General features: G+C 61.6%; 24 protein-coding genes and 2 tRNA genes. 22 read left to right on the forward strand and 4 right to left on the reverse strand.

The window, feature by feature from the left end; translation table 11 throughout:
• Positions 1-32: 32 nt before the first annotated feature.
• Entirely contained in the window at positions 33-2,210 is a 2,178-nt protein-coding gene (katG, locus tag QTL56_RS18035) for a catalase/peroxidase HPI (RefSeq protein WP_245134588.1), read from the reverse strand.
• A 263-nt stretch (positions 2,211-2,473) separates the two neighbouring features.
• Between katG and QTL56_RS18040 the strand changes: the two genes are divergently transcribed.
• Positions 2,474-3,400, forward strand: coding sequence for a hydrogen peroxide-inducible genes activator (locus QTL56_RS18040; RefSeq protein WP_245134590.1), 927 nt, complete (start codon positions 2,474-2,476; stop codon positions 3,398-3,400).
• A gap of 54 nt (positions 3,401-3,454) precedes the next feature.
• Entirely contained in the window at positions 3,455-4,075 is a 621-nt protein-coding gene (locus QTL56_RS18045; protein WP_245134593.1) for a hypothetical protein, read from the forward strand.
• Positions 4,076-4,159: 84 nt separating this feature from the next.
• Here QTL56_RS18045 and QTL56_RS18050 read toward each other — a convergent pair.
• Positions 4,160-4,234: transfer RNA gene (locus tag QTL56_RS18050), tRNA-Thr, on the reverse strand.
• A gap of 154 nt (positions 4,235-4,388) precedes the next feature.
• Between QTL56_RS18050 and QTL56_RS18055 the strand changes: the two genes are divergently transcribed.
• From QTL56_RS18055 to QTL56_RS18140, 18 genes are all read left to right on the forward strand, one after another.
• The gene (locus tag QTL56_RS18055) at positions 4,389-4,703 is read left to right on the forward strand and encodes a hypothetical protein (protein ID WP_245134595.1); all 315 of its coding nucleotides are present in this window, start codon (positions 4,389-4,391) and stop codon (positions 4,701-4,703) included.
• 126 nt (positions 4,704-4,829) lie between these two features.
• Positions 4,830-6,122, forward strand: coding sequence for a UDP-N-acetylglucosamine 1-carboxyvinyltransferase (gene murA, locus QTL56_RS18060; RefSeq protein ID WP_245134596.1), 1,293 nt, complete (start codon positions 4,830-4,832; stop codon positions 6,120-6,122).
• Positions 6,123-6,260: 138 nt separating this feature from the next.
• On the forward strand, positions 6,261-6,698 hold the full coding sequence (locus QTL56_RS18065; protein ID WP_229573250.1) for a DUF2948 family protein: 438 nt from the start codon (positions 6,261-6,263) through the stop codon (positions 6,696-6,698).
• A 67-nt stretch (positions 6,699-6,765) separates the two neighbouring features.
• The gene (hisD, locus tag QTL56_RS18070) at positions 6,766-8,064 is read left to right on the forward strand and encodes a histidinol dehydrogenase (RefSeq protein WP_245134598.1); all 1,299 of its coding nucleotides are present in this window, start codon (positions 6,766-6,768) and stop codon (positions 8,062-8,064) included.
• Positions 8,065-8,068: 4 nt separating this feature from the next.
• Positions 8,069-8,542 carry a UPF0262 family protein gene (locus QTL56_RS18075; protein WP_245134600.1) on the forward strand — a complete coding sequence of 158 codons (474 nt, stop codon included), beginning with the start codon at positions 8,069-8,071 and terminating at the stop codon, positions 8,540-8,542.
• A gap of 5 nt (positions 8,543-8,547) precedes the next feature.
• The gene (locus tag QTL56_RS18080; protein WP_370660306.1) at positions 8,548-9,009 is read left to right on the forward strand and encodes an arsenate-mycothiol transferase ArsC; all 462 of its coding nucleotides are present in this window, start codon (positions 8,548-8,550) and stop codon (positions 9,007-9,009) included.
• A 143-nt stretch (positions 9,010-9,152) separates the two neighbouring features.
• Positions 9,153-9,371 (forward strand): translation initiation factor IF-1, encoded by a 219-nt coding sequence (gene infA, locus QTL56_RS18085; protein ID WP_004435948.1) that lies wholly within the window; start codon positions 9,153-9,155, stop codon positions 9,369-9,371.
• A gap of 39 nt (positions 9,372-9,410) precedes the next feature.
• Positions 9,411-10,031 carry a Maf-like protein gene (locus QTL56_RS18090; protein WP_245134602.1) on the forward strand — a complete coding sequence of 207 codons (621 nt, stop codon included), beginning with the start codon at positions 9,411-9,413 and terminating at the stop codon, positions 10,029-10,031.
• Between the two features lie 2 nt (positions 10,032-10,033).
• Positions 10,034-10,246, forward strand: coding sequence for a DNA gyrase inhibitor YacG (gene yacG, locus QTL56_RS18095; protein WP_245134604.1), 213 nt, complete (start codon positions 10,034-10,036; stop codon positions 10,244-10,246).
• 195 nt (positions 10,247-10,441) lie between these two features.
• Positions 10,442-10,517 (forward strand) — tRNA-Phe (locus QTL56_RS18100).
• A 295-nt stretch (positions 10,518-10,812) separates the two neighbouring features.
• Entirely contained in the window at positions 10,813-11,415 is a 603-nt protein-coding gene (locus tag QTL56_RS18105; RefSeq protein WP_229573888.1) for a TetR/AcrR family transcriptional regulator, read from the forward strand.
• A gap of 24 nt (positions 11,416-11,439) precedes the next feature.
• Positions 11,440-12,591: an efflux RND transporter periplasmic adaptor subunit gene (locus QTL56_RS18110; protein WP_245134606.1), complete on the forward strand. Its 1,152-nt coding sequence runs from the start codon at positions 11,440-11,442 to the stop codon at positions 12,589-12,591.
• A gap of 34 nt (positions 12,592-12,625) precedes the next feature.
• Positions 12,626-15,697: an efflux RND transporter permease subunit gene (locus QTL56_RS18115; RefSeq protein WP_245134607.1), complete on the forward strand. Its 3,072-nt coding sequence runs from the start codon at positions 12,626-12,628 to the stop codon at positions 15,695-15,697.
• A 559-nt stretch (positions 15,698-16,256) separates the two neighbouring features.
• The gene (locus QTL56_RS18120; RefSeq protein WP_245134609.1) at positions 16,257-17,855 is read left to right on the forward strand and encodes an ABC transporter substrate-binding protein; all 1,599 of its coding nucleotides are present in this window, start codon (positions 16,257-16,259) and stop codon (positions 17,853-17,855) included.
• Between the two features lie 168 nt (positions 17,856-18,023).
• Positions 18,024-19,028 carry an ABC transporter permease subunit gene (locus tag QTL56_RS18125; protein WP_245134611.1) on the forward strand — a complete coding sequence of 335 codons (1,005 nt, stop codon included), beginning with the start codon at positions 18,024-18,026 and terminating at the stop codon, positions 19,026-19,028.
• A gap of 14 nt (positions 19,029-19,042) precedes the next feature.
• Complete coding sequence (locus tag QTL56_RS18130; protein WP_245134613.1) at positions 19,043-19,951, forward strand: ABC transporter permease subunit; 909 nt, start codon at positions 19,043-19,045, stop codon at positions 19,949-19,951.
• A gap of 2 nt (positions 19,952-19,953) precedes the next feature.
• The gene (locus QTL56_RS18135; RefSeq protein ID WP_229573213.1) at positions 19,954-20,802 is read left to right on the forward strand and encodes an ABC transporter ATP-binding protein; all 849 of its coding nucleotides are present in this window, start codon (positions 19,954-19,956) and stop codon (positions 20,800-20,802) included.
• Entirely contained in the window at positions 20,799-21,650 is an 852-nt protein-coding gene (locus QTL56_RS18140) for a dipeptide ABC transporter ATP-binding protein (RefSeq protein ID WP_245134616.1), read from the forward strand. Before QTL56_RS18135 ends, QTL56_RS18140 begins: the two co-directional genes overlap by 4 nt.
• A gap of 46 nt (positions 21,651-21,696) precedes the next feature.
• Here QTL56_RS18140 and QTL56_RS18145 read toward each other — a convergent pair whose 3' ends face one another.
• Complete coding sequence (locus QTL56_RS18145; RefSeq protein WP_245134618.1) at positions 21,697-23,487, reverse strand: alpha/beta fold hydrolase; 1,791 nt, start codon at positions 23,485-23,487, stop codon at positions 21,697-21,699.
• A 131-nt stretch (positions 23,488-23,618) separates the two neighbouring features.
• Positions 23,619-24,089, reverse strand: coding sequence for an Lrp/AsnC family transcriptional regulator (locus tag QTL56_RS18150; RefSeq protein WP_245134620.1), 471 nt, complete (start codon positions 24,087-24,089; stop codon positions 23,619-23,621).
• Between the two features lie 166 nt (positions 24,090-24,255).
• On the opposite strand from QTL56_RS18150, the gene QTL56_RS18155 reads away from it, so the two are divergent.
• Both QTL56_RS18155 and QTL56_RS18160 read left to right on the forward strand, forming a co-directional pair.
• Positions 24,256-25,428, forward strand: coding sequence for an amino acid aminotransferase (locus tag QTL56_RS18155; RefSeq protein ID WP_245134622.1), 1,173 nt, complete (start codon positions 24,256-24,258; stop codon positions 25,426-25,428).
• 4 nt (positions 25,429-25,432) lie between these two features.
• Complete coding sequence (locus tag QTL56_RS18160; protein WP_245134624.1) at positions 25,433-26,059, forward strand: DUF6198 family protein; 627 nt, start codon at positions 25,433-25,435, stop codon at positions 26,057-26,059.
• Positions 26,060-26,067 lie beyond the last annotated feature (8 nt).

The raw sequence follows: 26,067 nt of genomic DNA on the forward strand, positions 1-26,067 counted from the left end.
AGGCTCGCGCACGAGTTCTAGCGTCGCAAGGTTCAGGCTTCGAGGTCGAAGCGGTCGGCGTTCATCACCTTCACCCAGGCGGCGACGAAGTCCTTCAGGAATTTCTCCTGGTTGTCGTCCTGTGCATAGACTTCAGCATAGGCACGCAGGACCGAGTTGGAACCGAAGACGAGGTCTGCGCGGGTTGCGGTGAACTTCTTTTCACCGGTCTTGCGGTCGCAGATGTCGTAGGAGTTCTTCCCCGTCGGCTTCCAGGTGAAGCCCATGTCGGTCAGGTTGACGAAGAAGTCGTTCGTCAGCTGGCCTTCGCGGGTGGTGAACACGCCATGCTTGGTGCCGCCGTAATTGGTGCCGAGCACGCGCAGTCCGCCGAGCAGGACAGTCATCTCAGAGCCGGTCAGACCCATGAGCTGTGCACGGTCGAGCAGCATCTCTTCGGGGCTGACGACGTAGTCCTTCTTGGTCCAGTTGCGGAAGCCGTCTGCCAGAGGCTCGAGCGCAGCGAAGCTTGCGGCATCCGTCTGCTCGGCGGTGGCGTCGCCACGGCCTGCAGCAAAGGGAACGGTCACGTCGTAACCGGCAGCCTTGGCGGCCTTCTCGATGCCGACATTGCCGGCCAGCACGATGATGTCGGCGACGCTGGCACCGAAGTCTTCGGCAATCAGTTCGAGCACGGACAAGACCTTGCCGAGACGGGCCGGCTCGTTGCCTTCCCAGTCACGCTGCGGGGCCAGACGAATGCGGGCACCGTTTGCACCGCCGCGCATGTCGGACTGGCGATAGGTGCGAGCGCTGTCCCAGGCGGTGGCGACGAGCTCGGCGATCGAAAGACCGGACGCGGCGATCTTCGCCTTGGCGGCACCGACATCGTAGTTGACGGGGCCGGCCGGTATCGGATCCTGCCAGATCAGGTCTTCGGTCGGGGCTTCCGGGCCAATGTAGCGGACGCGTGGGCCGAGATCGCGGTGGGTCAGCTTGAACCAGGCGCGAGCAAACGTGTCCTGGAAATAGGCCGGATCCGCCATGAACTTCTCGCAGATCGCGCGGTAAGCCGGATCGACCTTCATCGCCATGTCGGCATCGGTCATCATCGGCATGCGGCGGATCGACGGGTCGGTCGCATCGACCGGCATGTGTTCTTCCGTAATGCCGATCGGCTGCCACTGATGGGCACCGGCCGGGCTCTTGGTGAGTTCCCAGTCATAGCCAAAAAGCAGCTCGAAATAGCCCATGTCGAAAACGGTCGGATTGGCGGTCCACGCACCCTCGATGCCAGAGGTGACGGCCAGGGTCGCCTTGCCGTTCTGGTTCGGGTTCAGCCAGCCAAGGCCCTGGTTGTCGAGTTCGCCGGCTTCCGGCTCGACGCCGAGTGCCTGCGCATCGCCATTGCCATGTGCCTTGCCGACGGTGTGGCCACCGGCGGTGAGGGCCGCGGTTTCCTCGTCGTTCATCGCCATGCGGGCGAAGGTTTCGCGCACCTGGGCAGCCGTTGCGAGCGGATCAGGCTTGCCGTTCACGCCTTCCGGGTTGACGTAGATGAGACCCATTTGCACAGCGGCGAGCGGGTTTTCCATCGTGTCAGGCTTGGTCACATCGTCGTAGCGGCTGTCGGAGGGGGCAAGCCACTGCTTTTCAGCACCCCAGTAGACGTCCTTTTCCGGACCCCAGATGTCGGGGCGGCCGAAGGCGAAGCCGAAGGTCTTCAAGCCCATGTCCTCATAGGCGACGGTGCCGGAGAAGAGGATGAGGTCGGCCCAGGAAATCTTGTTGCCGTATTTCTTCTTCAGCGGCCAGAGAAGGCGACGGGCCTTGTCGAGGCTGGCATTGTCAGGCCAGGAATTGAGCGGCGCGAAGCGGATATTGCCGGTGCCGCCGCCGCCGCGGCCATCGGCCAGGCGATACGAGCCGGCGGAGTGCCAGGCAAGGCGGATCATCAGGCCACCATAATGCCCCCAGTCGGCTGGCCACCATTCCTGACTGTCGCGCAACAGGGCCTTCATGTCGGCCTTGAGCGCTGCGACGTCGAGCTGCTTGACGGCCTCACGGTAGTCGAAGCCCTTGCCCATCGGGTCGGTCTTCGCATCGTGCTGATGCAAAATGTCGAGGTTCAGCGCATTCGGCCACCAGGCCATGACGGTTGCGCCGCTTTCCGTATTGGAGCCATGCATCACCGGACATTTGCCGGCGCCATTGTTGCTCAGGGTATCCATGATGTACCTCCTTGAAGAACCCGCTTATCCAGAATCGAATTGCTGAGAGGCTCTGCAAGAGCACGTCCACATCACAAGCCGATGAACTGGCGGCAGGACATTGCACCGTCCTGCCTGATCCGTCGCCTGCCTGTCCTCTCGAGAAACGAAAGCAGTTGAACCGCCTCCCTTAAGGCGGCCGCCGACATCATCTGGAATTGTTCTAGCAAAGCACATCGATTAATGTAAGTTGGAAATTGTGATCAGTTCCATAGGATTAGGTTATGATCAATTTTACACTTCGGCAGCTGCGATATTTCGATGCCTTGGCGCGTCACGGCCATTTCGGCCGGGCGGCGGAAGCCTGCTCGATCTCCCAGCCAGCCTTGTCGGTGCAGATCAAGGAACTCGAGGAAGCGCTGGGCGCCGAACTGTTCGAGCGCGCCGCCCGCCAGCTGCGGCTCTCGGCATTCGGTGAGGAGTTTCTCCTGCGGGTGCGCGATATTCTGCGGTCAGTTGATGAACTGGGCGATCTTGCCCGCGCCCACCGCAAGCATCTCGTCGGACGCCTCAGGATCGGCGTCATTCCGACCGTTGCTCCCTATCTGCTGCCCGGTATGATCTCGGCTCTCACCCGCAAGAATACCGATCTCGACATCCATGTCCGGGAAAGCGTGACCCCGAAGCTTTTGCAGGAGTTGTCGGAGGGGCGGCTCGATACGGCGATCGTGGCATTGCCGGTTTCGGAGCCGGCGATGACCGAAATGCCGCTGTTCGAGGAGAATTTCGTCCTTGTCCGCCCAAAGGACGATGCCGACAAGCCTGTTCCCAGCGGCGAGATGCTGCGCGAGATGCGTCTCCTCTTGCTTGAAGAGGGGCATTGCTTCCGCGATCAGGCGCTTTCCTTCTGCGATATGGGTGCCGTGCGTCCGCGCGAAATCCTGGACGGCAGCTCGCTTTCGACCCTTGTCCAGATGGTTGGCGCCGGCATCGGTGTCACGCTGATCCCCGAGATTGCCATGAAGGTGGAGACGCGTTCCGCCGATGTCTCCATCGCCCGCTTCGAGCACCCGCAACCGTCGCGCAGGATCGGCATGATCTGGCGCAAGACGAGCCCGATCGCAAAACAGTTGATCGAAGTGGCGGAGGTGGTGCGGGGAACGGCGGAGGCCCTGCAACTGCAACTGCGCATCATGGAGACATCTTCATGATTCATGCGAAACTTTCGCTCTCCGGCAACGTTCGCCCCAGATAGGGAGCGGATCATGTGGACCTGGCTGGAAGAAAATCACGGCGTTTTATCGGCTCTTTCGAGCCTGGCCATGCTGGGTGTGTGGGTTCTTTATCTGCAGCTCTTTTATTCGAGCTACAGGCACCAGATCAGGCCAAAGATCCTGATCACCAGGGGAGGCGGCCATACGGCGGCCGCCCGTTGCATCCTGACGAATATGAGCCCCGAGATTATCTTCGTTCAGGCGGTTCTTTCGCGATTGTCCTTCCCGGACGGAGAGGAAACCTATTCCTTGAGCGAGCTTGATCGCACGGGCTTTGCTCCGTCGGACAGGCGCAGCGAACTCGTCCAGGGGCCGTTGCGCAGCGGCGACTTTCTCGACCTCGGCTCCTTCGATGAACTGCTCTCGGCGCTGCTCGGAAAAGACGATGCCCGGCACAAACTCGCCGCAGCCAGCTCTCTCACCATCCTGGTGGTCGGAAGCTACACCTGGCACGACCGGCTTGCGGCCGCCGAAAGAACGTTCAACCTGGACCGCAACGAAGCCGATGAAATCGTCCTTCTGCCTGCCCGAATGACTTCCCGGCAGATCCGGACCAGGGCCGAGAGGCGGGCGGTTGCCCGTATGGTCGAGAAACAGGCGGGACTCGACTGACCGTACTGCACAGACGATCCGGTCGGTCCGAGGCTAAGGGCGACAGCCGTACAAATAAGTCGACTGGAGATAAGCGGGATGGAATGGTGCTGCTAGAGAGATTTGAACTCTCGGCCTCTCCCTTACCAAGGGAGTGCTCTACCCCTGAGCTATAGCAGCATCTGGCGGGCGACGCGTTTGGTCGGCCCGGAACGAGGCGCCTATTGCCATAGAGTTTCGGGCAGCGCAAGCCGTAAAGCGCTCGGGGTGCCAAGTTTTGTGACAGGGTTGGAAGGGACTTTGCGATTTTGCTCCGATCGTTTATCACCCGCTCATGACGAATGAGCCGGAAAACAAGGGTGAATCGGATGATGGCCCGATCGAGGGCGCGCCGCTCGCTGATCGGGGAAAACCTGCGCGCTCCGATGCTGAAACACGGCGGCGCGAGCGGGCGGCGGCGAAGCTGCGTGAGAATCTTGCCCGTCGCAAGCAGCAATCGCGAGCGCGACGCGCCGGCGAAGCCGAGGACGGGGTGGGGCTTCCGGCCGCGCGTCCGGCGTCGGTGAATGTGATTGCGGAAGGTCAGGGCGGTGAAGGGTTGCCCGACAATTCCACGCCTGCCGCAAATTCGTCCAAACCCGGTGATTAACCGAGCGTTGCAGCTTTAATTGAACCGCTCATGGTTTTCGTCTAAAGAGCCAGCCTCGCCGGATTGGCTACCTCTCACACGTTCTCAAGGAAAGGCGGGCACCTCTCGCCCGTATCGCAGGCTCTTATGGATCGCATCAGGATTGTTGGTGGCAATGCGTTGAACGGGATCATCCCGATCTCGGGCGCCAAGAACGCAGCGCTGCCCCTGATGATCGCCTCGCTTTTGACGTCCGACACGCTGACGCTGGAAAACGTGCCGCATCTCGCCGATGTCGAAGGCCTGATCCGGATACTCGGCAATCACGGCGTCGATATCGCCGTGAATGGTCGCCGCGAACACCAGGACGGTTCCTATTCGCGCACCGTGCATTTCACCTGCCGCACCGTGGCTGACACCACGGCACCTTACGAACTGGTCTCCAAGATGCGCGCCAGCTTCTGGGTCATCGGTCCGTTGCTTGCCCGCGAAGGCCAGGCTCGCGTCTCGCTGCCGGGCGGTTGCGCCATCGGCACGCGCCCGGTCGATCTCTTCATCGAAGGCCTGACCGCGCTCGGCGCCGAAATGGAAATCGACGGCGGCTACATCAATGCCAAGGCGCCGAAGGGTGGCCTGATCGGCGCCCGCTATACCTTCCCCAAGGTTTCGGTCGGCGCGACCCATGTCATGCTGATGGCGGCCTCACTTGCCCGTGGCACGACCGTGATCGGCAATGCCGCGCGCGAGCCCGAGGTCGTCGATCTGGCCAATTGCTTGAACGCGATGGGCGCGAAGATTTCAGGCGCCGGCACGTCCACCATCACCATCGAAGGTGTGACGAGCCTCTCCGGCGCGCGTCATCGGGTCCTGCCCGATCGCATCGAGACCGGCACCTATGCCATGGCGGTTGCCATGACCGGCGGTGACGTGACGTTGTCGGGCACCGACATCTCGCTCCTCGATACCGCGATCGAGGCAATCCGTCGCGCCGGTGCCGAAGTGTCGGCCGTTGAAGGCGGCATCCGCGTCATTGGTCATGGCGATGCAATTCGCCCGGTCGATATCGTCACGGAACCCTTCCCCGGTTTCCCCACAGACCTCCAGGCCCAGTTCATGGGGCTCATGACCCGTGCAAACGGCATCTCGCATGTCACCGAAACGATCTTCGAGAACCGCTTCATGCATGTGCAGGAGCTGGCCCGCCTCGGCGCCAAGATCACGCTCTCGGGTCAGACGGCCCGAATCGAAGGCGTGACCCGGCTGCGCGGCGCTCCGGTCATGGCGACCGATCTGCGCGCCTCGGTTTCTCTCGTCATCGGTGGTCTGGCTGCCGAAGGCGAGACTATGGTCAGCCGTGTCTACCATCTCGACCGCGGCTTCGAGCGCCTGGAAGAAAAGCTCACCCGCTGCGGCGCCATCGTCGAGCGGATCAGCGACTGACCGGCTTCACGCGACCTCTCTTTCGTAGCGATACGGGGTGAAAAGTCTTTTTGCCCCGTTGCCACTGGACAAGCCGCAACCTATGTCGAAAGCATGAAATTCGACGGGCACCGCCGAAGGGCGATACTGTGAGGTGACATGACGGACTTGAAGCTCCTGGCGCTCGATGCCGATGATCTAGCGATCATCTCGGCCCATATGCAGGACGCCGTGTTCAAGGTCGGCGACCTGAACTTCTCGGCCCGCTCGGGCCTGTTCTCGCTCGCGGCCAATCGCTTTGTCTGGGAAAAGGCGGCGCGTGCCACGAAGAGCTTCGAGCGTCGCCGCGCGGGTCTCAGTTTCAAGCGTGTCGAGGCCGTGCGCTCGATCGGCTTTGATCGGAGCAAGTCCGACGAGGTCATGAGCCTCCTCGCGATCCGATATGCGCCGAAGGGCGAGGGGCCTGATGGCGTGGTTGAACTCCTGCTTGCCGGGGGCGGCACGATCGCGCTTGAAGTGGAATGCATCGAGGCCCAGCTCGCAGATACCGGTGGCGCGTGGGAAACGACGGCGCGTCCGGAGCACGAGGCGGGCTGAAGAGGCTTGCGACGCGTGGACGTCACGGCGTCGTCGAAATGGAAATGCTGAGAGGGAATTACGGGGCGTGGCAATCTGGCTGGATCAGGCATCGGGGGATTTCGAGGCGCGCTTTGCGGCCTTCCTGACGACCAAGCGCGAAGTCTCCGACGACGTCAATGACGCCGTGCGCAAGATCATCGCCGACGTGCGCGTGCGCGGAGACGCGGCGCTGGCCGAATACTCGAAGCGGTTCGACGGCGTGGATTTCGGAACGGTCCCGATGCAGGTGACCGCGGACGAGATTGCGGAGGCCCTGGCCGCCACCGCGCCCGAACTGATAGACGCCTTGAAGCTTGCAGCCGAGCGTATCGAGCGCCACCACGCCCGACAGATGCCAAAGGACGATCTCTACGAGGATTCAATTGGCGTCGGCCTCGGCTCGCGCTGGACAGCGATCGATGCCGTCGGCCTTTACGTGCCGGGCGGCACGGCGAGCTATCCGAGCTCGGTGCTGATGAATGCGCTGCCGGCAAAGGTCGCAGGCGTCCCGCGTGTCGTCATGGTCGTGCCCGCAACCGGCGGCGCCATCAATCCGACGGTGCTGGCGGCAGCCAGCATTGCCGGCGTCACCGAGATTTACCGCATCGGCGGCGCCCAGGCGATCGCAGCCCTTGCCTATGGCACGGAAACGATCGCCCCTGTCGGCAAGATTGTCGGCCCGGGCAATGCCTATGTCGCGGCTGCCAAGCGTCAGGTCTTCGGCACCGTCGGTATCGACATGATCGCCGGTCCGTCGGAGGTCCTCATCATTGCCGACAAGGACAATGACCCGGACTGGCTGGCGGCCGACCTTCTCGCCCAAGCCGAACACGATCCGGGCGCGCAGTCCATCGTGATCACCGATGACCGCGCGCTTGGCGAGGCTGTCGAGGCCGCAGTCGAGCGGCAGCTGAAATCGCTGCCCCGGGCCGAAACGGCCTCGGCCAGCTGGCGCGATTTCGGCGCGATCATCAAGGTGGCGAAGCTGGACGACTCCATCCCGCTCGCCAATCGCATTGCAGCAGAACATCTCGAACTCGCAGTCGATGATCCCGAACCCCTGATTTCGGGCATCCGCAATGCCGGCGCCATCTTCGTCGGCCGCCATACGCCCGAAGTGATCGGCGATTATGTCGGCGGTTCGAACCACGTTCTGCCCACTGCGCGCTCGGCCCGCTTTTCCTCGGGCCTGTCGGTGCTGGATTATGTCAAGCGCACGTCGATCCTGCGCCTCGGCCCGGATCAGCTGCGACAGCTGGCACCGGCAGCGATTGCGCTGGCGAAGTCAGAAGGGCTCGAAGCCCATGCCCGCTCTGTCGCCATCCGACTCAATCTCGGGGACTAGAAAAATGGCGGCGGGCGACTTCCGGCTCTCAGATGTCGTGCTGGACGAGACCATCGGGCGCTCGACCCCCGATGTCGAGCACGAACGGGCCGTCGCCATCTTCGACCTGATCGAGGAGAACACCTTCGAGCCGGTCGGCCATGCCGGCGGGCCCTACAGGCTTTTCCTCTCTTTGGTCGACCGAAAGCTCGTCTTCTCGATCAAGACGGAAGCCGGTGAAGATGTCGCCGTCCACATCCTGTCGCTGACCCCCCTGCAGCGGATCATCAAGGACTACTTCATGATCTGCGAGAGCTATTATGAGGCGATCCGCTCCTCGACGCCTTCGCAAATCGAGGCGATCGACATGGGGCGCCGCGGCATTCACAACGACGGCTCGCAGACGCTGATGGACAGGCTCTCGGGCAAGATCAAGATCGACTTCGACACCGCCCGCCGTCTCTTTACCCTGGTCTGCGTGCTCTATTGGCGGGGATAGGCGGAATGGATGAGGATATGTTTCGGGGCCGCCGTCCGTCGCGGCCGGGGGCGATCCTCTTCATGTGCGGCCAGAATGTCATCCGGAGTCCCATGGCCGAGGCCATCGCCAGACATCTGCTGCCGTCCGGAACATGGGTGGCGTCTGCCGGGGTGAAAAAGGGCGAACGGGATCCCTTCGTCGATGTCGTTCTCGAAGAGATTGGCCTCTCGCTCGGTCGTCGCCAGCCCCAGACACTGGAAGACATGGCGGACGATTACTTCGATCTCGTCGTTACACTGACGCCGGAAGCGCATCACGCGGCGCTCGAACTCACGCGCTCTTCCGCCGTTGAGGTGGAGTACTGGCCGATGCCGGATCCAACGGTCGAGACCGGCACTCGCGAGCAGCGTCTGACCGCCTACCGCGACGTGCGCGATCGCCTGACGAAGCTGATCCGCGACAGGCTGGTTCTGGTCCCGGATTAGCGGCGGTTTCGGCCCCCTTGAAACAAATTCCAAAAGCCGAATCTACAAGGTTCACAAATGCCGGGCGATTGTGTAGTTTCCGCCCACATTTTCGGGACCCATCGTGCGTCCCGCTTTAACACCCCAGGAAAGACAACCACTCTATGGCTAAAGAAGAAGTCCTCGAATTCCCCGGCGTCGTCACGGAACTGCTGCCGAACGCCACCTTTCGCGTGAAGCTCGAAAATGAACATGAAATCATCGCCCATACCGCTGGGCGCATGCGCAAGAACCGTATCCGCGTTCTCGCAGGCGACAAGGTCCTGGTGGAGATGACGCCTTACGACCTGACCAAGGGCCGTATCACCTACCGCTTCAAATAAGCCCTGGCCTTTGACGTGAGGCTTTAGGAGCGCGTTCGGATGGAATTGACACAGAAGCTGATTTTGGCCTCCGGGTCGCCGCGCCGCGTTGACCTGCTCAAACAGGCAGGAATCGAGCCCGCGCGCCTGATGCCGATGGATCTCGACGAGGCGCCGAAGAAGTCGGAGCATCCGCGCTCGCTCGCCCGGCGCCTGTCGGCGGACAAGGCAAGGGCAGCCCATCAGCAGGTGCGCAAGGACCTGACCTGGGGCGACAGCTACATTCTCGCCGCCGACACAGTGGTGGCGGTGGGGCGCCGTATCCTGCCGAAGGCGGAATTGATGCAGGAAGCCTCTTCGGCGCTGCATCTTCTCTCCGGCCGCAGCCATTGGGTCTTTACCGGCGTCTGCCTGATCGCCCCCGATGGCAAGCTGCGCCAGAAGATCGTCGAGACCAAGGTGCGCTTCAAGCGCCTTTCGGGCTACGACATCGAATGTTACCTCGCCTCGGGCGAATGGCGTGGCAAGGCCGGCGCCTATGCCATCCAGGGGATCGCTGGCAGTTTCGTTCAGAAGATTGTCGGCTCCTACACCAATGTTGTCGGCCTGCCGCTCTTCGAGACGCTGCAGATGCTCTCGGGCGAGGGCTATGACGTGCATACGGGCTGGACGGAGGGCTGACGATGGCGCGAGGAGACCAGCAGCAGACCGCCAAGGTCGAGCCGCTGCGCAAGGCGCTGCCTTGCCCCGAATGCCGCCGTCCGTCCACACGGGAAAACTATCCCTTCTGCTCGGACCGCTGCCGCAATCTCGACCTCTCTCGCTGGCTGAAAGGCTCCTATGCCATTCCGGTGGCAGACGACGAGTCCAAAGCCGAGGAAGACGGCCACTTCTGACCGCGACGAGAGCCTTCGGGCTTCTCGCGATCCTCTTGTTCTCGTTCGCTTTTCAGCCATTTTCACATCTTCTTCAAAAAAGTGCCGCAAGGCGCTGGACATGGCCGAACAAGATGTTATAACCCCGCTCGCTCCCGGGGATATACCCCGGCGGTCTTCGAGAAAGACCGGCAGGCTTTGCAAACAAGCCGAGATGCCCGGATAGCTCAGTTGGTAGAGCAGCGGATTGAAAATCCGCGTGTCGGTGGTTCAAATCCGCCTCCGGGCACCATTTTCTCCAGAAAATCGATCGTCTGAATTGCCTTCTTGGCATGCTGCCAGAGGTCTTCCATCGGACCTCATCCGTTTTGGCCGGCAGCCCGTGGCGGCTCGGTAGGCTGTTCAATTGTCTGCTTGGTTGCGTGAATTGTCCGCGACAACTTGAGCCCAGCAGTCGTGCCTTCTCGGGTGCGAGCCAGTTGCCAGACTTCCCCAAATCGGAGCCTGCCCGCTTTCCCGCACATTGACTGATGGCGATTTGCGAGTTACGAATGACGAAAGTTGAAAAACGTCAGTCGTAAATCATGATGAACCAAAACGCTCCGCAATCGACCGATACTGCCGATACGGCCACGCGCATTCTTGAAGCCGCGGAGGCGCAGTTTCGCCATTACGGCTACAGCAAGACGACCGTCGCCGATGTGGCGAAGGACCTTGGCATGTCGCCGGCAAATATCTACCGGTTCTTTGCCTCCAAGAGCGAGTTGCTCGAGGGCGTGTGCGCACGTCTGCTCGCACAGAGTCTGAAGATCGCGGAAGATTTTGCCGCCATGCCCCTGAGCGCCGAAGAGCGTCTGCGGCGCTATGCGATGGCACAGTTCCAGTTCACGGTCACGACGATGATGGACGAAAAGAAGGTCCATGAAATGGCGGTCGTGGCCATCGAGCAGAGCTGGGGCGTCATCGACAAGCATATCGACGAAATCCAGGCTATTCTCGCCCGGATCATCGAAGACGGCATGGAAAAGGGCGAATTCGCGAAAGGCGATGCTGTCCATATCGCACGCTGTTTTGGAGCGGCGATTTCGCCGCTTCACCATCCCCAGTTGGTCGCGCAATGTATCGGCAAGGACAATCGCGCCAAGCCGGAAGAACTGACCGAATTCGCCATCCGCGCCCTAAAGGCCTGACACCCCGTCGGGGGAGGAACCACAATGTCCGCCAATTTCCGCGTATCCATGCTTTCGTTGCCCCTCCTGCTCACCCTCGGCCTTGCAGGCTGCTCGGAAGGGGGCGCAGAGGTTGCCAAGGAACCGACGCTGCGTCCTGTCAAGGTGATCGAGGTCTCCGCCCCATCCTCGAACCGCGAGCTGAAATACTCGGGAACGGTCAAGGCCCGCAGCGAAGCCGCTGCCGGCTTCCGCGTCGCCGGCAAGATCATCGAGCGTCTCGTCGACATCGGTGATCGCGTCGTGCCCGGCGACGTGCTGGCGCGCCTCGACGTCACCGACTACCAGCTCCAGATGCGCAGCGCCGAAGCGAGCCTCGCGGCCGCCGAACGCCAGCTGGAAACGGCGGAATTCGCCCTGAAGCGTGCCGATGCCCTCTACCGTCAGCAGGTGACGACCAAGGCGCAGCTCGAACAGGCTCAACTGACCTACAATCAGGCACTGGCCACGAGGGATAGCCAGCGCTCCTCGCTGGAGCAGGCCCGAAACCAGGTTGGTTATGGCGAGCTGAAGGCCGACAAGACAGGCATCGTCACCGCGATCAGCGCGGATGCGGGTCAGGTTGTTGCCGCCGGCAGTCCCGTGGTGACGGTGGCTGCAGATGGCGAAAAGGAAGTCCTCATGGCTGTGCCAGAGAACGAGATTTTCGCCTTTGCGCCCGGCAAGGAGGTTGATGTCGGCTTCTGGTCGAAGGATGGTCTTGCCTCGAAGGGGGTCGTCCGGGAAGTGGCTGGGAGTGCCGATGCCACCTCGCGCACCTTTGCGGTCCGGATTTCGCTGCCGGACAATCCGCAGATCCTGCTGGGCATGACGGCGCGGGTCACGGCGCTGGCTCCGTCCGGCAAGGACTTCTTCGAACTGCCGCTTTCCGCGCTGACCCAGGACGCGGCCAAGCAGCCCACGGTCTGGACCGTTGACCGGACTGACGCCACCGTCCACGCGCGGCCTGTCACGGTCGATACTTTCTCCGATACCGGTGTTCAGGTGTCGGCAGGTCTGAGGTCTGGCGATCTCGTTGTGGTCGCCGGCACGCAGTTCATGGCGGAAGACATGAAGGTGCGGCTTGCCGACAAGGACCTGTCTCGTGCGGCCGCAGCGGAGCCTGGCAGGGTGACGCCCGACTCCGCGACCCGTTGAGCCCAGCGACCTTTACCCTCGGGATCCAGATATCATGAACCATTCTCCTGTCGAACCGGGCTCGTTCAACCTGTCCCGTTGGGCGATAAGCCATCCCAGCATTGCCCGCTTCCTCTTCGGTCTGATCATTCTGACCGGCCTCTTCGGCCTCATGCGCATGGGCCAGAAGGAAGACCCCGACTTCACCTTCCGCGTCATGGTTGTCCAGGCCTTCTGGCCCGGCGCGTCCCTGACCGACATGCAGGATCAGGTCGTCAACAAGATCGAGCGCAAGCTGCAGGAAACGCCATATCTCGATTGGGTGAAGTCCTATACCCGACCGGGCTCGGCCATCATCACCCTGCAGGTCAAGGGCAATACCGATGCCAATGACGTGGCCGATGCTTTCTATCAGGTTCGCAAGAAGGTCGGCGACATCGAAAACGAGCTGCCCGAGGGCTTGCTCGGCCCCTATTTCAATGACGAGTTCGGCGACACCTATGTCACGCTTTATGCACTGACCGGCGATGGCTACAGCTATCCGGAGCTCAAGCAGCATGCGATCCAGGCCCGCGACGTCCTGCTCTCGACCGAGGGTGTCGAAAAGGCGGTGATCCTGGGAGATCAACCGCAGAAGATCTTCATCGAGGTCTCTTCCAAGGCGCTCGCCGAACGAGGCCTAACCTTCACCGATCTGCAGAACGCGCTTGCCGGACAAAACGCGATCGATGCGACCGGGTCGATCGATACCGGGTCCCGTTCGGTACGCATATCGGTGGATGGCGGCTTTTCGGCCGCGGAAGACATTCGCGAACTTCGATTGAAATCCGGCAACCAGGTGACACGGCTTGGTGATATCGCGACCGTCACCGAGGGGCTCGAAGATCCCTATCAGCGCAAGTTCCGCTTCAACGGTCAGGATTCTGTCCAGGTTGGCGTGGTCATGGCCAAGGGCTTCAAGGTGACCGATGTCGGCGATGCGGTGGAGGAAACGCTGCAGCGGTTCGAGAGCACCCTGCCGATCGGCCTCGAAGTCTCGCAGATCTCCAACCAGCCCGAAGTCGTACGTGAAGCGGTAGCCGAGTTCATGAAGGCGCTCGGCGAAGCTCTGTTGATCGTTCTCGTCGTCTCCTTCGTGTCGATCGGCTGGCGATCGGGCCTTGTGATAGCGATTGCCATTCCGCTCGTTCTCGCCGCCACCTTTGCCGTGATGTACGAGTTCGGCCTTGACCTGCAGCGCATCTCCCTCGGCGCACTCATCATCTCGCTCGGACTGCTGGTCGACGATGCCATGATCGTCGTCGAGATGATGGAGCGAAAGCTGGAAGAGGGGCTCGACAAGCTGGACGCGGCAAGTTTCGCCTATTCGTCGACCGCGTTCCCGATGCTGACCGGTACCCTGATCACCACGGCCGGCTTCATCCCCGTCGGTTTTGCGGAATCAACAGCCGGCGAATATGTCCGCTCGCTCTTTTATGTGGTCGGCATATCTCTGATCATCTCCTGGTTTGTCGCCGTCTATTTCACGCCCTGGCTCGGCTACATGATCCTCAAGCAGAGGAAACATGTCGGCGACCATCACGATGCCTTCGACACGCCCTTCTATCGTCGACTGCGCGCGGTCGTCGCCTGGGCCGTCCAGCATCGGATCATCGTCGTGGGTTCGACGTTGGCCGTCTTTGCGGTCAGCCTCTGGTCCTTCCAGTTCATCCCGAAGAACTTCTTCCCGCAGTCTTCGCGTCCGGAGATCCTTGTTGACATGTGGCTGCCCGAGGGCACCTCGATCAAGGAAGTCGAGGCTGAAGCCAGGCGCCTGGAGACCGCCATCCTGGACGACGAAGATCAGCGCTTTGTCGCGACCTATGTCGGAGAAGGCGCGCCGCGCTTCTTTCTGCCGCTCGACCAGCAGCTTCGCAACCCGAACTATGCCCAGCTTCTGGTCATGGCGAGAGACGAAGAGGCGCGGGAGCGCCTGATCACGAAGCTTCGCCTGACGCTGGCCGAGGAATTTCCCGCAGTGCGTGGCAAGGTCGATCGCCTCTTCCTCGGTCCGCCGACCGGCTGGGCCGTCCAGATGCGCGTCAGTGGTCCTGAGCGCGACGAGGTTCGCCGCATCGCCGATCTGGTTAAGGCGCGCTTCCGTGAGAACCCGTTGCTTCAGGCCGTGCATGACGACTGGCTGGAGCCGGTCCCCGCTATGACGCTGGTCGTCGATCAGGACCGTGCCCGTGCCCTGGGCGTTTCATCGCAGCGTCTGAGGCAGATGCTCCAGGCCACGATGAGCGGCGCCCCGCTTGCCGATGTCAGAGCCGGCGAGGAGACAATCTCGATCGTCGCCCGCGAACCGGAAGAAAGCCGTCGCCTGCTCAGCGCCGTCAATTCGATCTATGTGCCGACGGATCTCGGGGCCTTCATCCCCTTGTCGCAGATCGCCAAGGTCGTGCCGAAGCTGGAGCAGGGCATCGAATGGCGCCGCAATCGCCTGCCGACCGTCACCGTCCGTGCAACCGTGCCGGATGGTGTCCAGTCGAACGACGAGGCTCTGCGCATGTTCAACGACATGCAATCGCTCCGCGACGGCTTGCCCCCCGGTTATTCCGTCGAGATCCAGGGTGGTGCGGAAGACAGCGCCGAGAGCCAGAGCTCGATTGCCGCGAAAGCGCCCATCATGCTCCTCGTCATCGTGGTGCTGCTGATGGTTCAGCTGCAGCATTTCGGCAAGGCGATGCTGGTGCTCGCCACGGGCCCGCTCGGGATCATCGGAGCTGCCGCCGCACTTCTCATCTCCGGCGCACCCTTCGGTTTCGTCGCGATCCTGGGCGTCATCGCCTTGCTTGGCATCATCATCCGCAACTCGATCATCCTGATTGACCAGATCGACCAGGACATTGCGGCAGGCATGGAGCGACGGGAAGCGATTATCGGCTCTGCCGTTCGGCGTTTCCGGCCGATCATGCTGACGGCGATGACGGCAGTGCTCGCGCTCATCCCCATTTCGCGCGGTATCTTCTGGGGGCCGCTCGCCTACGCGATGATGGGCGGCATCCTCGTTGCAACCGTGCTGACCATCCTGGTCCTGCCGGCTGCCTATGCCTTCTTCTTCGGTCGCTCTCCCCACAAAGCGTGACCGAAAAGGAGGGGGAGGGGTTCCCCAAGCCCCTCCTCCTTTCGCTCCATCAGGCAGACCGCTAAGGCGGCACGGGCTGCGATGACGCCAGGCTCTGGATCGTACTAATTTTTTGACTGGTTGATAAATTTCCAACGGCTTGTTAGACAGCGCCCGCCCCTATGATCGGCCTTGCCATTTTGCGACGCAGCATCTTGTGATGCATTGATTCTCCTGCATTCTCTAGAATCGCTAATGTTCGATGATTGATCAGTCTGTTTCCTTGTTTTGGAAAATATGAACTGACGGTAGCCGATTGCGGCGAAAAGCAGACCAATTCGATGTCAGAATTGAGCCGAATCTCTCTTTACAACGCATACCAAGCCGATATGACACTGCAGCAGTGATCCGACGGACGATCCTTGCCGCTAGTCAGAATACGACGTGAGGCATGGCGGCCGTCGATTGCGGGAGGGTTGGGTTGATAACGCGACCTTCACAGAAAACGGGCGCGATCCACGCGCCGCGGGACCAAAAGAACCGGCGAGGACGCTCGTCCTTAGCCTTTGGGAGACTGCTCATGAAAACCAAGTTCGCTCTTGCCGCTGCAGCGCTTGCTGCCGCCACATTCCTGTCGGGTGCCGCCAGCGCCAAGACCTTCGTATACTGCTCGGAAGGATCGCCGGAAGGCTTCGATCCCGGCATGTACACCGCTGGCACGACCTTCGACGCGTCCGCGCATCCGATCTACAGCCGTCTGATGGAATTCAAGCCTGGCACGACCGAGGCTGAAGCCGGCCTGGCTGAAAGCTATGAAGTCAACGCGGAAGGCACCGAATACACCTTCAAGCTGCGTTCGGGCGTCAAGTTCCACACGACCGAATTCTTCACGCCGTCGCGCGAATTCAACGCCGACGACGTCATCTTCTCGCTGGATCGCCAGCTGAAGGCCGATCATCCGTGGAACCAGTATGTTGCCGGCACGTCCTGGGAATATGCCGCGGGCATGGGCTTCCCGGAACTGATCAAGTCGATCGAGAAGGTCGATGACATGACCGTCAAGATCACGCTGAACAAGCCGGAAGCGCCGTTCCTTGCCAACCTCGCAATGCCTTTCGCTTCGATCGTTTCGAAGGAATATGCCGACAAGCTCGAAGCTGAAGGCAAGAAGGAGCAGCTGAACCAGATGCCGGTCGGCACCGGTCCGTTCTCCTTCGTCGGCTATCAGCAGGATGCCGTCATCCGCTACAAGAAGAACGCCGACTACTGGGGTGGCGCACCGAAGATCGACGATCTGGTCTTCGCAATCACCACCGATGCCGCCGTTCGCTACCAGAAGCTCAAGGCTGGCGAATGCCACCTGATGCCGTTCCCGAATGCAGCCGACGTCGAGACCATGAAGTCCGATCCGGCCCTGACCGTGATGGAGCAGGAAGGCCTGAACGTGGCTTACCTCGCCTACAACACGACGCAGGCTCCGTTCGACAAGCCGGAAGTCCGCAAGGCGCTGAACAAGGCGATCAACAAGGAAGCCATCGTTGACGCCGTCTTCCAGGGCATGGCAACACCGGCCAAGAACCCGATCCCGCCGACCATGTGGTCCTACAACGAGGCCACCCAGGACGACGCTTACGATCTGGACGCCGCCAAGAAGGAACTCGAAGCCGCTGGCGTCTCCGGCCTTTCGATGAAGGTCTGGGCAATGCCGGTTTCGCGCCCCTACATGCTGAACGCACGTCGCGCCGCTGAAATCATCCAGGATGACTTCTCCAAGATCGGTGTCACCGTCGAGATCGTCTCCTACGAGTGGGCCGAGTATCTCGATCGCTCGAAGGCCAAGGATCGTGACGGTGCCGTCATGCTCGGCTGGACCGGCGACAACGGCGATCCGGACAACTTCCTCGACACGTTGCTCGGCTGCTCTGCCGTCGGCGGCAACAACCGCGCTCAGTGGTGCAACGAGGAGTTTGACGCACTGGTGAAGAAGGCAAAGGTCACGTCTGACCAGGCCGAGCGCACCAAGCTCTACGAAGAGGCACAGCTCGTCTTCAAGCGCGAAGCACCCTGGGCCACGATCGACCATTCGCTCTCGGTCGTTCCGATGCGCAAGGAAGTCTCCGGCTTCGTCCAGAGCCCGCTTGGCGACTTCACCTTCGAAGACGTCGACATCGCCGAGTAATCGAAACGCGCAATTCTTTCGCCGCGGGCCTTGGCCCGCGGCGTTTGTCGTTGATGCGAGAGCAATCTCGCGTCATGCTCGAAAGCCCGGATGGGGCGTATCGGGCAAACCGCAGACGGCCTTGTGGCCGTGGTGGTTCGACCTCCCTTAAAACAACAGGTCTCGCACATGTTTGGCTTTCTCCTGCGACGGCTCGCCGTCTTGATCCCGACCTTCATCGGCGTCTCGATCATTGCCTTCGCCTTCATCCGGCTTCTGCCGGGCGATCCGGTTGCGCTTCTCTCCGGCGAACGTGTCATGTCGCCCGAGCGCCACGCCCAGATCAGCGCGCAACTCGGTCTCGATCGCCCCATGGTGGTCCAGTATTTTGATTATCTCGGCGGCGTCGTGACAGGTGACTTCGGCACCTCGATCGTCTCGAAGAGCCCGATCATCGACCAGTTCCTGGCGCTCTTCCCGGCAACCGTCGAATTGTCGCTCTGCGCGATCCTGCTGGCCGTCGCAATCGGCGTTCCCGCCGGCATCATCGCGGCGATCAAGCGCGGCTCCTTCTTCGACCAGACGATGATGGGCATCGCGCTTGTCGGCTATTCCATGCCAATCTTCTGGTGGGGCCTTTTGCTGATGATCCTGTTCTCCGGCATCCTTCAATGGACACCGGTGTCTGGGCGCATCTCGCTGATGTTCTACTTCCCGCCGGTCACTGGCTTCATGCTGATCGACTCGCTGATCTCCGGCCAGAAAGGCGCCTTCACCTCGGCCGTCAGCCATCTGATCCTGCCGACGATCGTGCTCGCCACCATTCCGCTCGCCGTCATTGCGCGGCAGACGCGCTCGGCCATGCTCGAAGTCCTGTCGGAAGATTATATCCGGACCGCCCGCGCCAAGGGCCTCTCGCCCTTCCGCGTCGTCAGCCTGCATGCGCTGCGCAATGCCATGATTCCGGTCATCACCACGATCGGCTTGCAGATCGGTGTTCTCTTGGCCGGTGCGATCCTGACCGAGACGATCTTCTCCTGGCCCGGCATCGGCAAGTGGATGGTCGACAGTGTGTTCCGCCGTGACTACCCGGTAATCCAGGGAGGCCTCCTCCTGATCGCCGGCATCATCATGGTCGTGAATCTCATCGTCGATCTGCTCTACGGCCTGATCAACCCGCGCATCCGCCACTAGAAGGATAAACTCCCATGGCAGAGACATCAATCAGCCAGCCGGTTTCGAGCGCTCAGATGCGCCGCCAGATGCTGGCCGAATTCTGGTTCTACTTTTCCGAAAACCGCGGCGCCGTCATTGGCCTCGTCGTCTTCGTCGCGCTCGTTCTGGTCGCCGTCTTCGCCGGCGTCATCGCACCCCATTCGCCTTTCGAGCAGTATCGGGAAGCCGTGCTTATGCCGCCCGCCTGGCTCGAAGGCGGCAGCTGGAGCTTTCCACTCGGCACCGATCCGGTCGGCCGCGACATTCTCTCGCGCCTGATCTACGGCTCGCAATATTCATTGTTCATCGGCGTGTTCGTCACCACGCTCTCGCTGACGACCGGCATCGCAATCGGCGTCATCGCCGGTTATTACGGTGGCTGGCTCGATACCGCGATCATGCGCCTGATGGATATCATTCTGGCCTTTCCTTCACTCCTGCTGGCGTTGGTGCTGGTCGCAATTCTCGGTCCGGGCCTTACCAATGGCATGATTGCGATTGCGCTCGTGCTGCAGCCGCATTTCGTACGTCTGACCCGCGCAGCGGTCATGTCGGAAAAAACGCGCGACTATGTGACGGCCGCACGGCTCGCCGGGGCAAGCCCTTTCCGTCTGATGTTCAAGACAATCCTGCCGAACTGCATGGCGCCCCTGATCGTTCAGGCAACGCTCTCGTTTTCGAACGCCATCCTCGATGCAGCTGCTCTCGGCTTCCTCGGCATGGGCGCCCAGCCGCCGGCTCCCGAATGGGGCACGATGCTCGCCGAAGCGCGTGAATTCATTCTGCGCGCCTGGTGGGTGGTCACCTTCCCGGGTCTTGCCATCCTGATCACCGTTCTCGCCATCAACCTCATGGGTGATGGCCTGCGCGATGCGCTCGATCCCAAGCTGAAGAGGTCCTGATCATGGCACTTCTCGATATCCAGAACCTCACCGTCCAGTTCGAGACGGCCAGCGGCTGGTTCAAGGCGGTCGACGGCGTCTCGCTGTCGGTCGAGCCGGGCGAAGTCTTGGCCATCGTCGGCGAAAGCGGCTCCGGCAAATCGGTCGCCATGCTCGCCGTCATGGGGCTTCTGCCATGGACAGCGAAAATCACCGCCGACAAGATGGAATTCCAGGGTCGCGACATCCAGAAGATCTCGGCCGCCGAACGGCGCAAGCTGATTGGCAAGGACGTGGCCATGATCTTTCAGGAGCCGGTCGCGAGCCTCAATCCATGTTTCACCGTCGGTTTCCAGATCGAGGAAGTCCTGCGTCTGCACATGGGCCTCGGCAAGAAGGAGCGCCACGAGCGCGCCGTCGAACTCTTCGAGCTGGTCGGCCTGCCTGATCCGGCCGAGCGGCTCAACCACTTCCCGCATCAGATGTCGGGTGGCCAGTGCCAGCGCGTGATGATCGCGATTGCGATTGCCTGCAATCCGAAGCTCCTGATCGCAGACGAGCCGACGACCGCGCTCGATGTGACAATCCAGAAGCAGATCCTCGACCTCCTGATGCAGATCCAGGCCGAGACTGGCATGGGGCTCATCATGATCACCCATGACATGGCCGTGGTGGCGGAGACCGCAGACCGCGTCATCGTCCAGTACAAGGGCAAGAAGATGGAAGAGGCCGACGTGCTCTCACTCTTCGAAAGTCCGAAGAACCCCTATACCCGTGCGCTGCTTTCGGCCCTGCCGGAAAATGCCACGGGCGACCGCCTGACCACGGTCTCCGACTTCCTGGCCGCCGCTGAAACAGGAGGTGCCGCATGACCATGGAAACACAAACCCCGATGCTCGAAATCCGTGACGTCAAGCGCGACTACCGCGTGCCGCAGGGTCTCTTCAAGGAAGACAAGATCGTCCACGCGGTGAAGGGCGTCTCCTTCAAGCTCGACAAGGGCAAGACGCTTGCCATCGTTGGCGAGAGCGGTTGCGGCAAGTCGACGCTTGCCCGCATCCTGACCTTCATCGATGAGCCGACGGCCGGTGAACTGCTGATCGACGGCCAGAAGGTCGACCTGCGTCCGGGGCATCTGACCGCCGAGATGCGCCAGAAGGTGCAGATCGTCTTCCAGAACCCCTATGGCTCGCTCAATCCGCGCCAGAAGATTGGCGACGTGCTCGGCGAACCCTTGCTGATCAACACCAGGATGAGCTCGGCCGAGCGGCGCGAGCGCGCAACCGAAATGCTGGTCAAGGTCGGCCTGGGGCCGGAACACTACAACCGCTACCCGCACATGTTCTCCGGTGGCCAGCGCCAGCGTATCGCGATCGCTCGTGCTCTGATGCTCAATCCGAAACTGCTGGTCCTCGACGAGCCGGTTTCGGCGCTTGACCTTTCGGTCCAGGCACAGGTGCTGAACCTGCTCGCTGACCTGCAGGAAGAGTTCGGCCTGACCTATGTCTTCATCAGCCACGACCTCTCCGTCGTGCGTTACATCGCCGACGAGGTGATGGTGATGTATTACGGTGAGGCGGTCGAATACGGCACGCGTGACGCGGTCTTCTCGGATCCGCAGCATGAATACACCCGCACACTTTTCGCCGCGACGCCCCGCGCCGACGTCGAATCGATCCGCGCCCGCATGGCGAAGCGCAAGCTGGTCGCAGGTGGCTGACTGTTTGACAACGCGGGAGGGGGCGTTCTGGCACTCCCTCTCGCGATCACCCCCGTTTGGTGGATTGCTCGGCTGCCTCGGCCAGGATTCCGATGACATGCTCCCGGACAGAGGGCGGGCTGAGGGTATGATCGGCGTTTTCCAGCAGGATATGCCTCAGGCCCGGAAATGCGCGTTGTCCGGATAATCTCTTGCCGAAATAGAGCTTCTGCTGGTCGAGGCTGCCATCGGTGCGGCAGGAAATGAAAGTGACCGGCACCTTCCGCTCTTCCAGTCGTCGCAAAAGGCCGAACAATTCGCCACGCATCCGGCCGAGTTTGGTAAACCTGCCAAGATAGGGCGAGATGCGGCCCAGGATTCTGTGTCGCGCATGGCTGGCAATGTTCGCCGCCGCCTTTGGAATGTTGACCTCGCCACTGACGACACGCTTGTAGGTGCTCAGGCTGAAGGCGCGGCGCTTGTAATCGCTGAGGGGGCGAGCCCCCGCCAGCAGAAGCGTATCGACATCCTCGTCCGGGTCGAGCACAAGTCTCAGTTGGTTGATCGAAACGATGCCAGCCACATCGGGATTAAGAGCCCCTGCGTAAAGGGCCGAGTGTGCGCCGCTGCAGATACCGGCCAGCAGGATTGGCGCTTCCGTGACGCTGCGCGCGTGGCGGACGACGGCATGCACGTCTGCGAGCTGGTTTGGGGAATAGACGACTTGCTCCGCCCCTTGCGGATCCGCAGGGCTTTCGCCGATATTGGAAAGATCGACACGCAGCGTCGCGATGCCCCGTTGCGCGAGCGTGCGTGCGGTATCGACCCAGATGCGACCCCAGCCCGTATGCGGCGCATAGGCCATGTTGAGCAGAACGATCACGGCCGTCTCTCTGCCCGACAGGGGCGCGCAGGAGACGCCGAACAGACGGGACTCGACAATCTCTGGCCGTTCGCGAAATCTGTCAGTTTGAAGGACGGGCGGCGCGTTGTCGGTGGCTTGCCCTGCATGTGAACCGGTGCCTCGGGGGAAACTGCGGCTGACCCAGTCGCCGATCGCATCAATGAGCGCCATTGGCATAGGCGACGTCACCACCCCGTCGAGCATCGCACCGTAACCCTTGAAGTCGATGGACTCGACTGCAGCGCCAGAGCCGGTCAGCTTTTCGGCGAGTTCAAGATCGGCTGTGTTTTCGGGGCGTGCCAGAACGAGGGCCGGCAATCCGGCGGGCAGGCCGTCGATACCCACGGTGAGAGCCTTCAGATCTGTTGCAAGCCGCGGGTCCATGATGAAGGAGGCGAGCGCGGTCGAGCCCTCCGGATAGCCGAAATCGATGGCGAGCCCGTCCTCGATGACCTTCTCGCGCAATGCCGTTTCGCGCAGATAGCGCCGGCCGCTCAGGGCAGATGCCGCGAGCACACAGCCGGCCAGTGTATCATCCTGCTGTCCGGCACGAAGTGCGACCGCCGCACCGATACCCATGCCGTAGTAGAGTATCCGGTGACAGCCTGTCCGGGCACGCAATTCCTGAGCCGCGCGCAACGCGCCGGCGACCCAGGTTTCGAAGGTTGCGCCCTTGTCGACCGGCAAGGAATCGCCCTCGCCGGGATAGTCGAAGCGGATCGCGGGAAATCCCCGTCGTGCAAGGTCAGCGGCAATGAGACGGTGAAATTTGGCCGTGCAGAGGGCGTCGAAACCCCAGGGCGCGCAGAACACGACGCCAGTCTGCCCGGATGCCGGATGCAGATGACCGAGCATACCATCCATCGCCACCGGAACGGCAACGGATGCCGGAGCATCGTTGGCTATGCCTGAATTTGCGCGCGCGCGCTCGGATTGCGTCACTGAAGTTACCATGGCTGAACCGTCTGTGGACGAGTGGGATCGTCCCCAATTCTCACCATTGGACAAAATCTCTTAACACACCGGCAAAACGGGACGGAAAATGCCACCCGCCGCCCTGTGTCGCTCGGCAGCTTCGGACCTAGTCAGGGAAGATAACCATAGGAGGTCTTTGGACTGTCGAACACCATGGTCGACCGGATGGTCTTGATCTCGGCAAGGCGATCGAATTCCTGCCAGATCAGCCGCTTGTAGTCCGCCATGTCGCGCACGGAAATCTTCAGGAGAAAGTCGAAATCACCTGCCACAGCGTGGATCTCCACGACCTGGGCGAGCTTGCCCACATGCTCGATGAAGCGTTCGCCAACCTGCGGCGTCGTGCGATCCAGCGTTATCTCGACAAAGGCCTGCAGACCAAGCCCGACTTTCGGCGGGTCAATGACGATTGTCTGGCGGATGATGCCGCTCGCATAGAGCCGCGCCAGCCGCCGGGACAGGGGCGCCGCCGTCAGACCGACTTTCTCGGACAGCTCCGCATTGTTCAGGCTCGCATCTTCGATCAGACAGGCGATGATCCGGCGATCGATCTTGTCGAGAGGGACTGGGCTGGCTTCCATTAAACCGCTCGTTTTCACGCTGTTGCGCAATATTCTATCGTATTCTTTCCATGGTCGGCAATGGATCATTCTTTGTGGACGGCTGATCATCGAAATCCGCTGAGACTTTGCGTCCGAAACTTGGTATCTCTTCTGCAACTCAACCGCTCATCGACGAAGGTCCCTGATGTTCGACAAGCTTGCCTCCCAGCCCAACGACCCTCTGCTTGCCTTGATCGGGCTCTACAACGCCGATCAGCGAGCGGACAAGATCGACCTCGGAGTCGGGGTCTATCGTGACGATATGGGCCGAACGCCGATCCTCCGCTCGGTCAAGGCGGCGGAAAGGGAGCTGCTGGAGAAGCAGGAGAGCAAGTCCTATGTTGCGCCGGAAGGCGACCGCGTGTTTCTGGAGCTGCTTTGGGATCTCGTCGGTGGCAAGGGTCATGGCAGGTTCGCAGCCGGCGTCCAGACGCCCGGCGGTTCGGGAGCGCTTCGCCTCGCATCGGAACTCATTGCCCGCGCTGGCAGCGGCCGTATCCATCTCGGTCTTCCGAGCTGGCCCAACCATGCCGGAATCTTCGGCGCGACCGGCCTGAACGTGGAAACCTATCCCTATTTCGACGTGCCGACCCAGGATGTACGCTTTGCCAGCATGATGAAGGCTCTGAGCAGCGCGCCGCGCGGTGATGCCGTCCTCATCCATGCCAGCTGCCACAACCCGACCGGCGCGGGACTCACGCCTGCGCAGTGGGAAGAACTGGCCGCCGTGATTGCAGAGCGACGTCTCGTGCCCCTGATCGATTCCGCCTATCAGGGATTTGGCGCGGGCATCGAGGAAGACGTGGCCGGACTGCGCACCATCATCGCGGCGGCGCCGGAAGCGCTGGTTGCCGTCTCCTGCTCGAAGTCCTTCGGCATCTACCGCGAGCGCACCGGCGCCATATTTGCAGTCTCCGAGACACAGGAGTCTGCGGACATCGCCCGCTCGAACCTGGTCACCATGGCCCGCACCAGCTATTCGATGCCGCCCGATCACGGCGCTGCGGTCGTCCGCACGATTCTCGCGACCGAGAGCCTCCGACAGGACTGGATGGCCGAACTCAACGCGATGCGAGACCGTCTGAACGGCCTGCGCCGTGAGCTCGCGGCGGCACTTGGTGACGGTTGGCAACTGGCGCCGCAGATCGCCGAACAACAGGGTATGTTCTCGCTCCTGCCGCTCAAGGAAGCCGACGTCATGTCGCTGCGAAAGCATCATGGAATCTACATGCCGACATCCGGTCGCATCAATATCGCGGGCCTGAAGAGTGCCGACATCCCGCGCGTTGCAACCGTGCTGAAACCACTTCTGGGCTGAAATCATGACCACGACAACCGGAATCCAGGCGGGCGCCGAGCGCCATCGCCTCTATGAAGACGTGCTCGCAATGATCTCGGGCACCATGTTCGTCTCGCTGGGAACTCTGATCTATACCGAAACCATGCTGACGGTCGGCTCGAGTGCGGGCCTAGCCCTGTTGCTGTCCTATGTCAGCGGCTGGGGCTTCGGCCTCATCTTCTTCGTCGTCAACCTGCCCTTCTACATCCTCGCTGTGAAACGCATGGGCTGGGCCTTCACGCTCCGCACCTTCACGGCCGTGGCACTGGTCTCCATCCTGTCGAAGCTGAACAGTCAGTGGATTGATTTCTCCCATCTCGATCCCCTCTATGCGACCGTGATTGGTGGCGGCTTGATCGGAACGGGCTTGCTGATGCTGTTCCGGCATCGAACCGGCCTTGGCGGCATCAACATCCTGGCCATGTATCTCCAGGAGAGGACAGGCCTGCGCGCCGGATATTTCCAGCTCGGCGTGGATCTGACGATCCTCGCCGCAGCCTTCTTCGTTCTGCCGGCGGACCGGCTCGCCTTGTCCGTTCTGGGCGCTGCCATTGCCAATCTGATCCTGGCGATCAACCACAAGCCCGGTCGCTACGCGGGGCTGAGCTGAGGTGGAGA

Origin of the sequence: Peteryoungia algae, from assembly GCF_030369675.1 — a bacterium.
GTDB lineage: Bacteria > Pseudomonadota > Alphaproteobacteria > Rhizobiales > Rhizobiaceae > Allorhizobium > Allorhizobium algae.